Origin of the sequence: Cupriavidus malaysiensis, assembly GCF_001854325.1 — a bacterium.
Taxonomy (GTDB): Bacteria; Pseudomonadota; Gammaproteobacteria; order Burkholderiales; family Burkholderiaceae; genus Cupriavidus; species Cupriavidus malaysiensis.
Map to the genome: position 1 here is coordinate 3,607,365 of NZ_CP017754.1, position 16,534 is coordinate 3,623,898.

Consider the following 16,534-nt stretch of genomic DNA (forward strand, 5'->3'; position numbering starts at 1 on the left):
GGAGTGGGGATAATGTCCAATCTCAGCACCGCGCTGAAACTGGCGCCAGCTGACACTCAGCTGCCCGTCGACGCCTACTTCGATGAGGCGTTGCATCAACAAGAACTGGAACGGCTGTTCGACAAGGGCCCCGGCTACGTCGCCCATTCGCTGATGGTGCCGGAAGTGGGCGACTACTACGCCCTCAAGGCCGAGGACGAGGGGCGCATCCTGGTACGCAACCGGGAAGGCATCGAACTGATGTCCAATGTCTGCCGCCACCGCCAGGCCATCATGCTGAACGGCCGCGGCAATGCCCAGAACATCGTCTGCCCGCTGCACCGCTGGACCTACGACCTGAAGGGCGAACTGCTCGGCGCACCGCATTTCGAGCAGCAGCCCTGCCTGCACCTGAAGCGCTCGCCCCTGCAGAACTGGAACGGATTGCTGTTCGAGGGCAAGCGCGACGTGCGCGCCGACCTGGCGCGCCTGGGCGTGTCGGAGGACCTGAACTTCGACGGCTACATGCTCGACCATGTCGAGATCCACGACTGCGACTACAACTGGAAGACCTTCATCGAGGTCTACCTGGAGGACTACCACGTCGTGCCCTTCCACCCGGGCCTCGGCAGCTTCGTCTCCTGCGACGACCTGGCCTGGGAATTCGGTGAGTGGTACAGCGTGCAGACCGTGGGCCTGCACGCGGGCCTGAAGCGCCCGGGCAGCCCGACCTACCGCAAGTGGCATGACGCGGTGTTGCGTTTCAACAACGGCGTGCTGCCCAAGCAGGGCGCGATCTGGCTGACCTACTACCCCAACATCATGGTGGAGTGGTATCCCCACGTACTGGTCGTCTCGACCCTGCATCCGCTGGGGCCGCGCAAGACCCGCAACGTGGTGGAGTTCTACTACCCCGAGGAAATCGCCCTGTTCGAACGCGAATTCGTCGAGGCCGAGCGCGCCGCCTACATGGAAACCTGCATCGAGGACGACGAGATCGCCGAACGCATGGACGCCGGACGCCTGGCGCTCTACAAGCGCGGCACCAGCGAGACCGGGCCGTACCAGTCACCGATGGAAGACGGCATGCAGCACTTCCACGAGTGGTACCGGGGCGCCATGCGTTACACCGGATAAGGCCGGACGCCAGCGCCACCGCGCCCCTCCGGCACGAAAGACGGACCGCCCGTGCGGTCCGTTTTACATTGCGGCGCGGCAGCGCTGTTACAATTCGGCATCCGGCGCAGGCTGCACTTGGCGCTGCCTGGCGCCGGCAGACCATGCCGCGGTACGGGACGCCCAGCCGACGATGCCCCGCCCGCGCGCTGCCCGCCCCCCGCCCTCCCATCTTGCCATGCAATCGCTCTGGATGCTGTTCGCCGCCTTCTCGTTCTCGTTGATGGGGGTGGGCGTCAAGCTGGCATCCGAGTTCTATACCACCGGCGAGATCGTCTTCTACCGCAGCATCATCGGCGTGCTCATCATGTGGGCCGTGCTCGCCTCCGGCGGCGTCTCGGTGCGCACCCCGCACATGCCGGTGCATATCAAGCGCAGCCTGTTCGGCGTAACCTCGCTGCTGCTGTGGTTCAGCTCCATCACCATGCTGCCGCTGGCCACGGCGATGACGCTGAACTACATGTCGCCGGTCTGGATCGCCCTGATCCTGGGCGCGGGTGCCGCGCTGGCCGGCACCCGCGGGGCCGACCGCAAACTGATCGGCGCCATCCTGATGTCCTTCGCCGGGGTGCTCTGCCTGCTGCAGCCTTCGGTCGGCAAGGAACAGCTGACCGGCGGCCTGATCGGCCTGATCTCCGGCGTGTTCACCGCGCTGGCCTATGTCGAGGTGCGGCAACTGGGCCAGCTGGGCGAGCCGGAAGGCCGCATCGTGTTCTACTTTTCGCTGGTCGGCGCAGTGGTCGGCCTGGCCTGGATGCTGTGGACCGGCCCGAGCCCGCATACCTGGCATGGTGCCGGCCTGCTGCTCGGCATCGGCGTGCTGGCGACGCTGGGACAGACGGCCATGACGCGCGCCTACAAACGCGGCAACACCCTGCTGACGGCCAACCTGCAGTACGCCGGCATCGTCTTCTCCAGCATCTGGGGCATGCTGATCTGGTCGGACCGCCTCAATGCGCTGTCCTGGCTGGGCATGGCCCTGATCATCGCCAGCGGCATCGCCACCACGCTGACACGTGCGCGGGCCGCCAGCGACCAGCCCGCGACCCCGGCTACGCCGGTGGAATCCGCCGAAGCGGAAGTCCATCCCGAGGTGTAGCATCGGGCCAGGGGACCGGGCGACGGTCCCCTGACGCAACTTTCGCCACGCTTCCGCCCCGAACCCACCGTTTCCGCCATGCCGACCACCCTGATTTCCAGCAAGGACCTCAAGGCGCTGCTAGCCGACACCAGCACCCGCTGCGTGCTGCTCGACTGCACCTTCGACCTGGCCGACCCGGCCGCTGGCCGCGAGGCCTACCATCGCGCACACCTGCCGGGCGCGCACTATCTGCATCTCGACAATGAGTTGTCCGGGCCCAAGACCGGCAGCAATGGCCGCCACCCGCTACCGGATCCGGACGCCCTGGCGGCACGCCTGCGCGCGCTGGGGGTGGACGACGACACGCAGGTGATCGCCTACGATGCCCAGGGCGGCATGTATGCCGCGCGCGCCTGGTGGCTGCTGCGCTGGCTGGGCCATGAGGCGGTGGCCGTGCTCGACGGCGGCAGCAACGCCTGGATCGCGGATGCGCTGCCGGTCGAGCCAGGCACGACGCCGGAACCCGAGGTCCAGGGCGGCTTCAGCCGCCGCCCGCCGCTGGTGCGCGCGGTCGACGCTGCCGCGCTGCTGGCCAATTTGCAGTCGCCGCGCTGGCTGGTGGTCGACGCCCGCGCGCCGGACCGCTTCCGCGGCGAGAACGAGACGCTCGATCCGGTCGGCGGCCACATCCCGGGTGCCGCCAACCGCTTTTTCAAAGACAACCTGCAATCGGACGGGCGCTTCAAACCCGCGGCCACGCTGCACGCGGAGTTCGGCGCGGTGCTGGGCGCCACGCCGCCCGAGTTGTCGGTGATGCAGTGCGGCTCCGGCGTGACCGCCTGCCACAACCTGCTGGCGCTGGAAGTGGCCGGGCTGCGCGATGCCGCGCTCTACCCCGGCTCCTGGAGTGAATGGTGCGCCGACCCGGCGCGCCCGGTGGCGACCGGCAACTGAGCCAGGCGGACGGACGCGGTGCCGGCCACCGGTGCCGCGCTCAGTCCAGCGCCGCGGCGGCGTGCGCCGCGCGTGCGCCGTGCCGGTGCTCGTGGTGGATGCCGTTGGTGATGAAGTAGATCGCCGCGATGCCGGCCGCGACCAGCACCATCTGCAGCAACGACTCACGCCAGCGCGGCTTGCGCTGCATCTGCGGCATCAGGTCGCTGACCGCGATGTAGACGAAGCTGCTGGAGGCGATCACCAGGACATAGGGAATCCAGCCGCTCATCTGGTCTAGCAGGAAATAGCCCACCAGGCCGCCGGCGATCGCCGATACGCTGGACAGCAGGTTGAAGGCGAAGGCACGCGTCTTCGAGAAGCCTGCGTTCAGCAGCACGATGAAGTCGCCCACCTCCTGCGGGATCTCGTGGGCGGCGATGGCCAGCGCGGTCACCAGCCCGATGTGCGGATTGGCAAGAAAGGCGGCCGCGATGACGATGCCGTCGGCGAAGTTGTGGAAGCCGTCGCCCACCAGGATGGCCAGGCCGCTGCGGCCGGCCGACTCGCGATCATGCCCGTGGTGGTGGTGATGCCCGTCGCCTTCGTGATGGTGCGAGTGGCGCAGCAGCGAGATCTTCTCCAGCAGGAAGAAGCCCAGCAGCCCGGCCAGCAGCGTGGCGAACAGCGCACGCGGGTCGGCGCCGGATTCGAAGGCCTCGGGCAGGGAATGCAGCAGCGCCGTGGCCAGCAGAACCCCGACCGAGAAGCTCACCATGCGCTCCACCACCCGGGACGCCACCGTCAGGGACAACAGTGCCGCGCCGAAGATGCTGCCGACCCCGGAAATGGTGGCGGCCAGCAGAATGTAGACAAGGGTGGAATCGATGATGGCCTCCGGCTGGAAACGGCGCTCCTGCCCGCTTGCGCCGCACCGGCGAGGCGGCCCGGGCAGAAACGCAACACTGTTGCAAGAGCGAAAAGCCGCATTGTACGGACTTCGGCACCGGCTTTGCAATCCTTGCGCGGCCTGCGCTGGGCACGGCGGCCGGAAGGCGCTCGCCGCGAGCGGCCCCGGTCAGGCCACGCCGTGCTGCTGGAACCAGGCCAGGCAACGCTTCCAGCCGTCCGTGGCATCGGCCTCGCGGTAGCTGGGCCGGTAGTCGGCATGGAAGGCATGGCCGGCATCCGGATAGACCACGAAGACCGAGGCACGCGCATTGGGGTTCGGCGAAGCGGCCAGTTCCGCCTTCATCTTCTCCACCTGCGGCTGGGTGATACCCGTGTCCTTGCCGCCATACAGCCCCAGCACCGGCACGTCGAGCTGGTCGACCAGGTCGACCGGATTGCGCGGCTTGAGCGGGTTGGGCTCGCCCACCAGTTGGCCGTACCAGGCCACCGCGGCCTTGAGCTGCTTGTTGCGTGCGGCGTAGAGCCAGCTGATGCGGCCGCCCCAGCAGAAGCCGGTGATGGCCAGCCGCTTCGGGTCGCCGCCATGGACCATGGCCCAGGCCACGGTCGCATCGAGGTCGCCCATGACCTGGGCATCGGGCACCTTGGAGATCAGCTTGGCCTGCAGTTCCTGGATGGTGCCGAAGCTCGACGGATCGCCCTGGCGTGCGAACAGTTCCGGCGCGATCGCCAGGTAGCCCAGCTTGGCGAAGCGGCGGCAGATGTCGGCAATGTACTCGTGCACGCCGAAGATCTCGCTCACGACCAGCACCACCGGCAGCTTGCTGCCGCCTTCGGGCTGGGCGCGATAGGCCGGCATGTCGAAGCCGGCCGAGGCAATGGTCACCTCGCCCGCGGTCAGTCCGTTGAAATCGGTCTTGATCGCCTGCGCCGTGACCGGCAGCGCCGCCGCGGCAAAGGCCGAGCCGAGCGCGGTCTTGACGAAGGTACGGCGGCTGAAGGCCTGGCCGGGGACGAGGCTTTCCACTTCGGGTTTCAGCATGCGGGCATCTCCTGGATAGCGGGATCGGGGGCTGGCGGAAGATCAGGAACGGGCCGGCCGAAGCCGGCCCGGCAGCGCTCGATTCTATGCCAAGCCCACGCCGCATGCGCGCGCATGCCCAGGGACTCGGATGCTCCGACGCACGTGGACTGCCCGGCATGGCAGTCCACGGTGCGCGGCGGCGGGCCGCGCCGCCTCAATGCAGCTTGACGCGCGGCCGGGTCTTGCTGCGCAGCCAGTGCGTGATGGTGTCCAGCCCCATGCGCAGGGCGCCGTGCAGCGCCATCACGTGCATGCGGTACAAGGACGTGTACATCAGCCGCGCCATCACGCCCTCGATGAACATGGAGCCGCCGATCAGGCCGCCCATCAAGCTGCCGACCGCGCTGAAATGGCCGAGCGAGACCAGCGAACCCAGGTCCTTGAAAGCAAAGGACGGTAGCGGCTTGCCCTCCAGCCGCGCGCGCAGCGCGCCGTAGAGAAAGGTCGCCTGCTGGTGGGCCGCCTGCGCGCGCGGCGGCACCGAGCCCTGCTTCTCCGGCCAGGGGCAGCTCGCGCAGTCGCCGAAGGCGAAGATGTCGGGGTCGCCCTCGCTCTGCAGCGTCGGCTTGACCACGATCTGGCCGAGCCGGCTGGTCGGCAGGCCCAGCGTGGCCAGCACCGGCGGCGCCTTGATGCCCGCCGCCCACACCGTCAGGTCGGCATCGATGTGCTTGCCGCTGGCGGTCAGCACGGCATCGGGCGCGATCTCGGTCACGCGCTCGCTGGTGAAGATGTCCACCTCGAGCTTGCGCAGCAGCTTGGCGGTCTCGGTCGAGACCCGCTCGGACAATGCCGGCAGGATGCGCGGGCCGGCCTCGATCAGGTGGATATGGACGTCGCGGCGCGGGTCGAGCCGGTGCAGGCCGTAGGCATTGAGCACCTGCGCCGTGTTGCGCAGCTCGGCGGACAGCTCCACGCCCGTGGCACCGGCGCCGATGATGGCGATGTCCACGCGCGGACGGCCGTCCGCATCGGCTCGGCCGAGGCCGTTCTGCGCACGCACGCAGGCCGACACCAGGCGGCGCCGGAAACGGTCGGCCTGCTCGGCGGTATCGAGTGCGATGGCATGCTCGGCTGCGCCCGGCACGCCGAAGAAATGGGTCACGCTGCCGATCGACAGGACCAGGGTGTCATAGGGCAGCGTGCGCGCCGGCAGCACTTCTTCGCCGTCGGCATCCACGTAGGCGGCGAGCGACACGGTCTTGGCCGCGCGGTCCACGCCCACCATCTCGCCGAGCTGAAACTCGAAGTGGTGCCACAGCGCCTGCGCAGCGTACTCGAGCTGGTGGGTGTTGGGGTCCATGCTGCCGGCCGCGACCTCGTGCAGCAGCGGCTTCCAGATATGCGTGGGCGAGCGGTCGACCAGCACCACCGCGACCGCGCCGCGGCGGCCGAACTTGTCGCCCAGGCGGGTCGCCAGTTCCAGTCCGCCGGCCCCGCCGCCCACCACGATGATGCGATGCGCGCTACCGCTTCCCTCAGTACCCATGTGGCCTACCCAAGATTGTCGTGACCGTCGCGCGGACGTTCACGCCAGTTTGCGGCATGGCAGCAACGGGCACAAGCCCTCGATTCCCGATTCAGCGGTCACTTCAAACTGTACTGCAGTACAGCGCAGGCGCGCTCCGGGGGCGCCGCGGCGCCCCCCATCCTCGCTCAGTGCGCCTCTTCCCAGTTGGCGCCGCTGCCGACTTCCGCCACCAGGGGCACGCGCAGCTCGGCCACGCCGCACATCAGCTCGGGCAGCCGGCGCTTGACCAGTTCCAGCTCGGCCTCGGGCACCTCGAGCACCAGTTCGTCGTGCACCTGCATGATCTGCAGCGTCTGCAGCCGGTCGCGCTCGAGCCAGTCCTGCACCGCGATCATCGACAGCTTGATCAGGTCCGCCGCCGTGCCCTGCATCGGCGCGTTGATGGCGGCACGTTCGGCGGCCTGGCGGCGCGGGCCGCTGCCGCCATTGATGTCCGGCAGCCACAGGCGCCGGCCGAACACGGTCTCGACATAGCCCTGCTCGCGCGCGGCCTGCCGGGTGTCCTCCATGTAGCGCGCCACGCCGGGATAGCGCGTGAAGTAGCGGTCGATGTAGTGCTTGGCCGCCTCGCGCTCGATGCCGAGGTTGCCGGCCAGGCCGAAGGCGCTCATGCCGTAGATCAGGCCGAAGTTGATCACCTTGGCGTAGCGGCGCTGCTCGCTGCTGACCGCCTCGCGCTCCACGCCGAAGATCTCGGCGGCGGTGGCGCGGTGGATGTCCTCGCCGCGCGCGAAGGCGCCGAGCAGGTTCTCGTCGCCCGAGATATGGGCCATGATGCGCAGCTCGATCTGCGAGTAGTCGGCCGAGACGATGACGCGGCCCGGCGGCGCGATGAAGGCCTCGCGGATGCGCCGGCCCTCCTCGGTGCGCACCGGGATGTTCTGCAGGTTCGGGTCGGTCGAGGCCAGCCGTCCGGTCACCGCGGTGGCCTGCCCGTAGCTGGTGTGCACGCGGCCGGTGGCCGGGTTCACCATCTTGGGCAGCTTGTCGGTGTAGGTGGACTTCAGCTTGGCCAGGCCGCGGTAGTCCAGCAGCAGCTTGGGCAGCGGATAGTCCTCGGCCAGCTTCTGCAGCACCTCTTCGTCGGTCGAGGGCGCGCCGCTGGCGGTCTTCTTCACCACCGGCAGCTTCATCTGGCCGAACAGGATCTCGCCGATCTGCTTGGGCGAGCCGAGGTTGAACGGCTGGCCGGCCGCATCGTAGGCGGCCTGCTCCAGCTCCAGCATGCGCTGGCCGAGCTGCGCGCTCTGCTCGGCCAGGCGCTGCGCGTCGATCAGCACGCCGTTGCGCTCGATCTTCTGCAGCACCACCGAGACCGGCATCTCGATATGCCGGTACACGTGTTCGAGGCCGGGCACGGCCTGCAGCTGCGGGAACATGGCGCGGTGCAGGCGCAGCGTCACGTCGGCATCCTCGGCCGCGTACTCGGTGGCGCGCGCCAGGTCGATCTGGTCGAAGCCGATCTGGCTCGCGCCCTTGCCGCAGACCTCCTCGTAGGTGATGGTCTTGATGCCGAGCAGGCGCTCGGCCAGGCTGTCCATGCCGTGGTTGCGGTGAGAGGCCAGCACGTAGCTCTGCAGCATCGTGTCGTGGACGATGCCGCGCAGCGTGACACCATGGTTGGCGAACACATGCGCGTCGTACTTGATGTTCTGGCCGAGCTTGGGCCGGGCCGGATCTTCCAGCCAGCCGCGCAGGCGCTCCAGCACGAATTCGCGCGTGAGCTGGCCGTGCTGCTCGATGCCGGCCACGTCGGGACCACAGTGGCCCACCGGGATGTAGCAGGCCTCGCCCGGCACCAGCGACAGCGAGATGCCAACCAGCCGGGCCTGCATCGGGTCGAGCGAGGTGGTCTCGGTATCGACGGCCACCAGCGCGCCCTCGGCGAGCCGGTCGAGCCAGGCCTGCAGCGCCGCCTCGGTGGTCACGGTCTCGTAGCGGGTCTCGGCGGGCGGCGCATCCGGCGCCGGCACCGGGTCGGCCGGCGTCGCGGCCGGGGCGCTGTCGAACAGGCCGCCCTGTGCCTGCGGCGCGCGCGCGCCGGCGCCCTTGGCGGCCTGCGCGCGCAGGCTGGGCAGGCTCTCGCCGGTCAGTTCGCGCAGCCAGGTCTTGAAGCCATAGCGGGAGAAGAACGCGACCAGCTTGTCCTTGTCCTCGCCCACGTCCTTGAGGGAGTGGAAATCGGACACAGCCGCACCGAGGTCGCAATCGGTCTTCACCGTGACCAGCGTGCGCGCCATCGGCAGCCAGTCCAGGGTCTTGCGCAAGTTCTCGCCGACCACGCCCTTGATACCGTCGGCGCCGGCCATCACCGCATCGAGCGAGCCATGTTCGGTCAGCCACTTGACCGCGGTCTTGGGGCCCACCTTGGGCACGCCCGGCACGTTGTCGACGGCATCGCCGATCAGCGACAGGTAGTCGACGATGCGCTCCGGCGGCACGCCGAACTTGGCCTGCACGCCGGCGGGATCGAGCACTTCGCCGCTCATCGTGTTGACCAGCGTGACCTCGCCGTTGACCAGCTGCGCCAGGTCCTTGTCGCCGGTCGAGACGACCGTGCGCACACCCTGGGCGGAGGCCTCGCGCGCGAGCGTGCCGATCACGTCGTCGGCCTCCACGCCCTCCACCATCACGATGGGCCAGCCCAGCGCGCGCACCGCTTCGTGGATGGGTTCGATCTGCCGCGCCAGGTCCTCGGGCATCGAGGGCCGGTGCTCCTTATAGGCCGGATAGAGATCGTCGCGGAAGGTCTTGCCCTTGGCGTCGAACACGCAGGCGCTATACTCTGCCGGGTAATCGTTGCGCAGCTTGCGCAGCATGTTGATCATGCCGTAGATTGCCCCTGTGGGCAGCCCCTCGCCATTCCTCAGGTCCGGCAGAGCGTGATACGCGCGATACAAATAGCTCGAACCATCGACGAGCAAGAGTGTTTTTGGACTATCCGACATTCCCATGGACTCTAAATTGATTGGTGCCGCGGCTGACGGCACCGCCACCGCTCCCGTTTCCGACGCCACCGAAGGCCATCAGGCCACGGCCGGCGCCGCGACCGCTCCCGGCACCCAGCCTGACACGCCGGCGCGTCCCGCCGCGGACGCCAATGCGAATGCGAATACCGGTGGCGCCGGCGCTGGCGCCGCCGGCCTGCGGGCCAATCCGCGCAAGATGATCCCCAGCCTGCGCGCTCTGGCGGACGAAGATCGCGCCACGGCGAAGAAAGCTCGCGCCTCGTGGCAAATGTTCACGATTATGGCAGAGTTCATCGAGGCCACCGAGTACCTGTCGGAGATCCGGCCGGCGGTCTCGATCTACGGCAGCGCGCGCCTGCGCGAGGACTCGCCGTACTACCAGCAGACCATCGAGATCGCGCGCCTGTTCTCCGACGCGGGCTTCGCCGTGATCTCCGGCGGCGGCCCCGGCATCATGGAAGCGGCCAACAAGGGCGCGCATGCCGGCAAGTCCGCCAGCGTCGGCCTGAACATCGAACTGCCGCACGAGCAGCAGGGCAATCCTTACCAGGACATCGCCATGCGCTTCCGCCACTTCTTCACGCGCAAGGTGACCTTCGTCAAGAACTCCGACGCCTTCATCGTGATGCCGGGCGGTTTCGGCACGCTCGACGAGCTGGCGGAGGTGCTGACGCTGGTGCAGACGGGCAAGTCGCGCTCCGTGCCGATCGTGATGTTCGGCAGCCGCTTCTGGAAGGGCCTGCTCGACTGGTTCCGCTTCACGCTGCTGCCGATGGGCCTGATCGCCGAACACGACCTCGACCTGATGAAGATCGTCGACGAGCCGCACGAAGTGCTGGAAGCGGTCTACGAGTACTACGAGCGCCGCGGTGGCGACAAGCCGATCCCGCCCAAGGAAGAGATGTTCTACCTGTAAGGCGGCCGACAGCATCCCGTCCACGGGCGGCCGTGGTGCATCGGAAGCCACCGCGGCAGCTCCTGCCCGGCGGGACTTGCTAGAATGGAAGCCTGTCACACTGCGTCAGCCCGGCGCCGCCGGGCCGCAGCGGATTTCCGCCGTGCGGCGCCTGGCGCGCCCGCGCAGCACAGGAGCCTCGAATGCACTCCCCTACCCGAATGGCCGCGATGCCCGCGGCGCGACCGACGACCGGCCGCGCCCTGCTGCTTGCCGCCGCCGTGCTGGCGCTAGCCGCGCCGGCGTGGGTACAGGCCCAGGGCAACGCCTTGTCGCAGGAAGAACTGGACCAGATCAACAACCAGCCGATCGCGCCGCAGGCCAAGACCCAGATCAACCGGCCGCGCGAGCCGAGCTTCCAGCTCGACGAGCGTGACGGCACCCAGGTACGCGAGTACCGGAACAAAGGCCAGGCGACCGACATCCAGGTCAAGTCCGGCTTCGGCACCCGCTACCAGATGAGCAAGCCGGAAGACAGTTCGCCCAAGATCCGGGATCACGAGGTCAACCGCGTGCCCTCGGTCAACCTGCAGTTCTGAGCCCGCGCGGCACTGCCGCGGCGGCCCTCCGGCAGTCATGCCGCGGCGGCGGACGCCCTTGCGCCCGCCGCTTCCGTTTTCACCTCACACGACTAGTATGGCCGTATTCACCACGGTCTCGCAGGACGAGATCGCCAGCTGGCTGCTGGACTACGACCTGGGCACGGTACGCGATTTCCGCGGCATTGCCTCGGGTATCGAGAACAGCAACTTCTTCCTGACCACGGAGCGGGACGGGCACACGCAGCAGTACGTGCTGACCATCTTCGAGCGGCTGAGCTTCACCCAGCTGCCCTACTACCTGCACCTGATGGCCCACCTGGCGGCGCGCGGCATCCGCGTGCCGGCGCCGATCCCGGCCCGCGACGGCGAGATCCTGCGCGCGCTCAAGGGCAAGCCCGCCACCATCGTCACGCGCCTGCCCGGCAGCTCGCAGCTCGCGCCGGATGCCGGCCATTGCGCCGAGGTCGGCGACATGCTGGCGCGCATGCACCTGGCCGGCCAGGATTACGGCCGCAGCCAGCCCAATCTGCGCAGCCTGGCCTGGTGGCAGCAGACCGAGCCCGAGATCCTGCCCTTCCTCGACGGGGTGCAGCGCGATCTCCTGCGCGACGAGATCGCCCACCAGGCGGCCTTCTTCGCCAGCGCCGACTACGCCGCGCTGCCGGGCGGCCCCTGCCACTGTGACCTGTTCCGCGACAATGTGCTGTTCGAGGACACGCCGCAGGGCGGGCACCGCCTGGGCGGCTTCTTCGACTTCTACTTCGCGGGCCACGACAAGTGGCTCTTCGATCTCGCCGTCACGGTCAACGACTGGTGTATCGATCTCGCCACCGGCGCCCTGGACGCCGGGCGTGCAAGCGCGCTGCTGCAGGCTTATCATGCCGTGAGGCCGCTCAGTGAGACGGAGGCCGCACACTGGCAAGACATGCTGCGGGCCGGCGCGCTGCGCTTCTGGGTATCCCGCCTGTGGGACTTCTACCTGCCGCGCGAAGCCGACATCCTGCAGCCGCACGACCCGACCCATTTCGAACGCATCCTGCGCCAGCGCCTCGCGACCCAGGCGCTGCCCTGGACCTGAGCCGGATCCGAATCGCCATGCAACTACTGGAAGTCCCCGCCAAGGAAGGCTACGTCTGGTTCCGCCAGGGTATCTGGCTGTTCCGCAAGAACCCGCTCGCCTTCCTGATGCTGCTGTTCATCTACCTGATCGCGGCGCAACTGGCCATCTTCGTGCCCCTGTTCGGCGTGATCGCGCTGCTGGTTGCCACGCCCGGCCTGTCGGTCGGCATCATGACCGCCTGCCGGGAAGTGATCCAGAACAAGCGCGTGCTGCCCACGGTGCTGCTGGCCGGGTTCCGCACCAACGGCAAGCAGGCCACACGCCACCTGCTCGTGCTGGGCGGCATCTACGCGTGCCTGGTGTTCGTGCTCAGCCTGATCGCCGGCGCGGTCGTCAACGTCAGCGACCTGCTGCCCATCCTGCTCAAGGAAGAAGCCCCCTCGGCCGAGGCGGTGCGGCAGATGTACTACGCGCTGGTGGTCGGCGCGGTGCTGTACACGCCGATCGCGATGATGTTCTGGTTCGCGCCGCTGCTGGCCGCCTGGCACAACGTGCCGCCGGTGAAGGCCATGTTCTTCAGCTGGACCGCATGCTGGCGCAACCGCGGCGCCTTCTTCACCTATGCGCTGCTGTTCGCCGTGCTGATGGTCGCCATCCCCTTCTTCCTGGAGGCCGTGTTCAGCGCCTTCGGCGCCGAGACGGTGCTGTCCTTCCTGGTGACGCCGTACTCGCTGCTGATGCTGGCGATCCTCTACTGCTCCTTCTACGCGACCTACCGCGGCTGCTTCAACGTGCCGCCCGCCGAAGCCCCCCCCTCGGCCTGACACGCGGCGCGAGGACCGGCGCCGCCGGTCCTGCCCCCCTTCCCGCCGCTAGTCCACTGAATCACTGAAATCGGTCGGTGCCTGCCATGCCATGCGGGCTCATCGCGTCGCTGCAAAGGCTCGCCATCGCCGTGCGATAGCTGCGCTTTGCGCCTGGCGCTGATTCCCACATGACATGGCCCTCCCCTCTCATTTCCATGATTCTGCGGACTAGGACTGCCCGCCGGTCCCGCGCCGCAATACGTCGAGCAGTTCCATCGGCAAGGGAAAGACGATGGTCGAGCTCTTGTCGCCGGCGATCTGCGTCAGCGTCTGCAGGTAGCGCAACTGCATGGCCTGCGGCTGGCGCGCCAGCATCTGGGCAGCCTCGAGCAGTTTCTCGGAGGCCTGCAACTCGCCCTCGGCGTGGATCACCTTGGCGCGGCGCTCGCGCTCGGCCTCGGCCTGGCGGGCGATGGCGCGTACCATCGACTCATTGAGATCGACGTGCTTGATCTCCACGTTGGAGACCTTGATGCCCCAGGCATCGGTCTGCGCGTCGAGCACCTTCTGGATATCCAGGTTGAGGCGCTCGCGCTCGGCCAGCATCTCGTCCAGCTCGTGCTTGCCGAGCACGGCGCGCAGCGTGGTCTGCGCGAGCTGGCTGGTCGCTTCCAGGAAATTGGCCACCTGGATGATGGCGCGCTCGGGATCGACCACACGGAAGTAGACCACGGCGTTCACCTTGACCGAGACGTTGTCGTGCGAGATCACGTCCTGCGGCGGCACGTCGAACACGATGGTGCGCAAGTCCACGCGCACCATCTGCTGCACGGCCGGGATCAGCAGCACCAGCCCCGGCCCCTTGACGCGCCAGAAGCGGCCCAGCATGAAGACGACGCCACGCTCGTACTCGCGCAGCACGCGGAAGGCGCTGGCGATCAGCAACACCAGCAGGAAGACGACACCGCCAAAGCTGAAGCCGTAGGCCATGGTCAGGCTCCTTTCTCGATGGAAGCGATGGGCGGCGACGCGTCCGGCGCCTGCCCTCCGGCACCGCCGTCCGCATCCGGCGACACCTCCAGCACCAGGCCCTCGCGCCGCATCACGCGCACGCGCTGGCCGCGCGCCAGCGGCTGCGCGCCGCGGATGCGCCAGCGCTCGCCGCGCACCTCCGCCCAGCCGTCGCCGCGGCAATCCTCCAGCACCACGCCCGACGCGCCGACCAGGATATCGCCACCGCTCACCACCGGCCGCCGTCGTGCGCGCAGCAGCATGGTCGACATGGCCAGCAGGAAGAGCCCGCTGACCAGCGAGAGCGCCACCACCAGGCCCACCGGCACGCCGAAGCCGGGCACATCGGTATTGATCAGCATGACCGCGCCGAAAGCGAAGGCCACGATGCCGCCCACCCCCAGCGTACCGAAGGTGGGCAGGAACAGCTCCGCCACCATGCAGCCGATACCCAGCGCCACCAGGGCCAGCCCCGCATAGTTGACCGGCAGCATCTGCAGCGCGAACAGCGCCAGCAGCAGGCAGATGGCGCCAGCCACGCCGGGCAGCACCATGCCCGGCGTGGAGAACTCGAAGATCAGTCCATAGATGCCGATCATCATCATGACCAGCGCCACGCTGGGCTCGGTGATGACGGCCAGGAAGCGGTCGCGCCAGTCCGGCGCCAGCATCCGCACCGGCGCATGCGCGGTATGCAGGACCAGCGGCTCGCCACCCGGCGCGAGCCGCACGCTGCGGCCGTCCAGCGCACGCAGCAGCGCCGGCAAGTCGGGCACGACGAGATCCGCCACGTGCTGCGACACCGCCTCGCCGGCAGACAGGCTGACCGCTTCGCGCACCGCGCGCTCGCCCCAGTCCGCGTTGCGCCCGCGCAGTTGTGCCAGGCCGCGGATATAGGCCGAGGCATCATGCATCTGCTTGCGCTCCATGGTGTCGGCCGGTGCCGCCTGCGGCGCGCTGCCCGGCACCGCGGCGGGCGGGGCGCCGCCCGGCTGCGCGCCGCCCAGGCCGATCTGGACCGGGCTGGCGGCGCCCAGGTTGGTGCCCGGCGCCATCGCCGCGATATGGCTGGCATACAGGATGTAGGTACCGGCGCTGGCGGCGCGCGCGCCGCCCGGGTAGACATAGCTGGCGACGGGCACGCGCGAGGCGAGGATGCCCTGGATGATCTCGCGCATCGACAGGTCGAGCCCGCCGGGCGTATCCATCTCGATCACGACCAGCTGGGCACCGTCCTGCTGCGCGTGCGCCATGCCGCGCAGCAGGTAGCCGGCGCTGGCCGGCCCGATCGCGCCGTGCAGCGGCAGCACATAGACCGGCGCGCCGGCCGGCTCGGCGCCCGCCAGCCAGCCGACGGCGGCCAGCAGCAGGCACAAGGCGACGGCCAGCCGCCGCATCAGGGCAAAGGGAAAGAACGAGTCGGGCATCATCGCGGGCAGCCGCAGCTGCGCAATGCCGTGGCGGCACCACTTCCAGTGTAGGCGACCGGGCACATCGCGGTGCGGGCAGCTTGGTATCCGTCGGCGCTGTCGCCGCGGCGCGCGCAGTCGCCTGAAGCCGCCTCAGGCCGCCTCAGGTTAGCTCAGGCGGCCGCCGCCAAGTCGCTGCCATGCCCCCGCACCACGTCGGCGAGTGCGTCCAGGGCAGCACTCGCCATCGACGGATGCCACACCAGGCGGGTGGTCACGCGGCCGGCCTCGCCCAGGCTGTGCACGCTGACCTTGGGCGGCTCGGGATACAGGCCCAGCACCGAGCGCGGTGCGATGGCGGCACCGATGCCGGCCGCCACGCAAGCGACGATGGCATGGTAGGAGCCCAGTTCCAGCACGCGCAGCGGGGAAGCGCCAGCGCCGGCACACCAGGCCTCGAAGCGGGCGCGGTAGTGGCAGCCGGCCTCGAAGGCCAGCAAGGTGCCGGTCTCGAGATCCGCGGCGCTGCGGATGGGGCGGTGGCGCGCATGCGCGATCACCACCAGTTCTTCCTCGAAGGCCGGCAGCGCCACCAGCCCGGGATCGATCACCGGCTCGGCAACGAAGACGCAGTCCACCTCGAAGCGGGCCAGGGCCAGCAAGGCCTGTCGCGTCGGGCAGGTGACCAGTTCGAGCTGCACGTCGGGCCAGGCCTGGTGATAGCTGGAGAGCACGGCCGGCAGGCGGCTCGCCGCCGTGCTTTCCATCGAGGCGATGCGCAGGCGCCCGCGCGGCCTGGCCGGCTGCACCGCCTGGCGCGCCTCGTCGGCCAACTGCAACATGCGGCGCGCATAGTCGAACAGGGTCTGGCCGGCCGGCGTCAGTACCATGCGCTTGCCATCGCGCACGAACAGTTCCACGCCCAGCGACTGCTCCAGCTGGCGGATGCGGGTGGTGACATTGGACTGCACGCGGTGCAGGCGCTCGGCGGCGCGCGTCACGCCACCCGCCTCCACCACCGTGCGGAAGATTTCCAGGGCGGCCAGGTCCATGTGAAGACTCCTTGCCGGCGCACAGGCCGGCGCA

Annotated in this window: 14 protein-coding genes; 7 read left to right on the plus strand and 7 right to left on the minus strand. The window is 68.9% G+C overall.

What is annotated here, in order from left to right:
* The first annotated feature begins 12 nt into the window (after positions 1 to 12).
* The 3 genes from BKK80_RS16310 (at position 13) to BKK80_RS16320 (ending at position 3,190) form a co-directional block, all read left to right on the plus strand.
* On the plus strand, positions 13 to 1,116 hold the full coding sequence (locus tag BKK80_RS16310) for an aromatic ring-hydroxylating oxygenase subunit alpha (RefSeq protein WP_071014589.1): 1,104 nt from the start codon (positions 13 to 15) through the stop codon (positions 1,114 to 1,116).
* A 217-nt stretch (positions 1,117 to 1,333) separates the two neighbouring features.
* Positions 1,334 to 2,254, plus strand: a complete 921-nt coding sequence (locus BKK80_RS16315; protein ID WP_071014591.1) for a DMT family transporter — start codon at positions 1,334 to 1,336, stop codon at positions 2,252 to 2,254.
* Positions 2,255 to 2,332: 78 nt separating this feature from the next.
* Positions 2,333 to 3,190, plus strand: a complete 858-nt coding sequence (locus BKK80_RS16320) for a sulfurtransferase (RefSeq protein WP_071014594.1) — start codon at positions 2,333 to 2,335, stop codon at positions 3,188 to 3,190.
* Positions 3,191 to 3,230: 40 nt separating this feature from the next.
* Here the strand turns inward: BKK80_RS16320 and BKK80_RS16325 are convergent, their stop codons facing one another.
* The 4 genes from BKK80_RS16325 to polA form a co-directional block, all read right to left on the minus strand.
* Positions 3,231 to 4,061, minus strand: a complete 831-nt coding sequence (locus BKK80_RS16325; RefSeq protein ID WP_156811376.1) for a ZIP family metal transporter — start codon at positions 4,059 to 4,061, stop codon at positions 3,231 to 3,233.
* Between the two features lie 186 nt (positions 4,062 to 4,247).
* On the minus strand, positions 4,248 to 5,123 hold the full coding sequence (locus BKK80_RS16330; protein ID WP_071070212.1) for a dienelactone hydrolase family protein: 876 nt from the start codon (positions 5,121 to 5,123) through the stop codon (positions 4,248 to 4,250).
* 196 nt (positions 5,124 to 5,319) lie between these two features.
* The gene (locus BKK80_RS16335; protein ID WP_071014599.1) at positions 5,320 to 6,654 is read right to left on the minus strand and encodes an NAD(P)/FAD-dependent oxidoreductase; all 1,335 of its coding nucleotides are present in this window, start codon (positions 6,652 to 6,654) and stop codon (positions 5,320 to 5,322) included.
* Between the two features lie 167 nt (positions 6,655 to 6,821).
* Positions 6,822 to 9,644, minus strand: a complete 2,823-nt coding sequence (polA, locus tag BKK80_RS16340) for a DNA polymerase I (protein WP_071070214.1) — start codon at positions 9,642 to 9,644, stop codon at positions 6,822 to 6,824.
* A 4-nt stretch (positions 9,645 to 9,648) separates the two neighbouring features.
* Between polA and BKK80_RS16345 the strand changes: the two genes are divergently transcribed.
* The 4 genes from BKK80_RS16345 to BKK80_RS16360 all read left to right on the plus strand — a co-directional run bounded on the left by BKK80_RS16345 (position 9,649) and on the right by BKK80_RS16360 (position 13,046).
* Positions 9,649 to 10,581: an LOG family protein gene (locus BKK80_RS16345; protein ID WP_236903690.1), complete on the plus strand. Its 933-nt coding sequence runs from the start codon at positions 9,649 to 9,651 to the stop codon at positions 10,579 to 10,581.
* 182 nt (positions 10,582 to 10,763) lie between these two features.
* Positions 10,764 to 11,159: a hypothetical protein gene (locus BKK80_RS16350; RefSeq protein WP_071014606.1), complete on the plus strand. Its 396-nt coding sequence runs from the start codon at positions 10,764 to 10,766 to the stop codon at positions 11,157 to 11,159.
* A 97-nt stretch (positions 11,160 to 11,256) separates the two neighbouring features.
* Positions 11,257 to 12,240 carry a homoserine kinase gene (locus BKK80_RS16355; protein ID WP_071014609.1) on the plus strand — a complete coding sequence of 328 codons (984 nt, stop codon included), beginning with the start codon at positions 11,257 to 11,259 and terminating at the stop codon, positions 12,238 to 12,240.
* Positions 12,241 to 12,257: 17 nt separating this feature from the next.
* Positions 12,258 to 13,046, plus strand: coding sequence for a BPSS1780 family membrane protein (locus BKK80_RS16360; protein ID WP_071014612.1), 789 nt, complete (start codon positions 12,258 to 12,260; stop codon positions 13,044 to 13,046).
* Between the two features lie 210 nt (positions 13,047 to 13,256).
* On the opposite strand, the gene BKK80_RS16365 is transcribed toward BKK80_RS16360, so the two are convergent.
* The 3 genes from BKK80_RS16365 to BKK80_RS16375 form a co-directional block, all read right to left on the minus strand.
* Positions 13,257 to 14,018 (minus strand): slipin family protein, encoded by a 762-nt coding sequence (locus BKK80_RS16365; protein ID WP_071014615.1) that lies wholly within the window; start codon positions 14,016 to 14,018, stop codon positions 13,257 to 13,259.
* Between the two features lie 2 nt (positions 14,019 to 14,020).
* A complete protein-coding gene (locus BKK80_RS16370; protein ID WP_157903280.1) occupies positions 14,021 to 15,466 on the minus strand; it encodes an NfeD family protein in 1,446 nt (481 codons plus the stop codon).
* A gap of 155 nt (positions 15,467 to 15,621) precedes the next feature.
* A complete protein-coding gene (locus BKK80_RS16375) occupies positions 15,622 to 16,500 on the minus strand; it encodes a LysR family transcriptional regulator (protein WP_071014620.1) in 879 nt (292 codons plus the stop codon).
* Between the last annotated feature and the right edge of the window lie 34 nt (positions 16,501 to 16,534).